The organism is Stenotrophomonas maltophilia group sp. RNC7 (genome assembly GCF_030910085.1).
GTDB lineage: Bacteria > Pseudomonadota > Gammaproteobacteria > Xanthomonadales > Xanthomonadaceae > Stenotrophomonas > Stenotrophomonas sepilia.
Map to the genome: position 1 here is coordinate 1 of NZ_JAVFVN010000768.1, position 551 is coordinate 551.

The 551-nt window shown below is 66.4% G+C and carries 1 pseudogene; it reads left to right on the forward strand.

From position 1 onward, the window contains the following. Window positions 1-551 (forward strand): annotated as a pseudogene (locus RCF13_RS18100) (AMP-binding protein); the annotation flags it as partial.

A 551-nucleotide genomic window follows, 5' to 3' on the forward strand; every position in this document is an offset into this window, starting at 1 on the left:
GGGCGTGCGCTACCACCTGCAGGCCGGCGTCTCGGTGCGCAACCCCGATACCATGGAGGAAGTGCCGGCCGACGAACAGACCGTGGGCGAGATCATGTTCCGCGGCAACATCTGCATGAAGGGCTACCTGAAGAACGAACGCGCCACTGACGAGGCCTTCAGCGGCGGCTGGTTCCACACCGGCGACCTGGGCGTGATGACGCCCGACGGCTACATCCGCATCAAGGACCGCAGCAAGGACATCATCATCTCCGGCGGCGAGAACATCTCCAGCATCGAGGTCGAGGACGCCCTCTATCGCCATCCGGCCGTGGCCGCCGTGGCGGTGGTGGCCATGCCCGACCCGAAATGGGGCGAGACGCCCTGCGCCTTCGTCGAACTCAAGCCCGGCCACAGCGCAACCGCCGAAGAGATCATCGCGCACTGCAAGCTGCTGCTGCCCGGCTTCAAGGTGCCGCGCGCGGTGCGCTTTGGCGAACTGCCCAAGACCTCGACCGGCAAGATCCAGAAATTCGAACTGCGCGCCGCGGTGGGTTCCACCCGCGCCATCG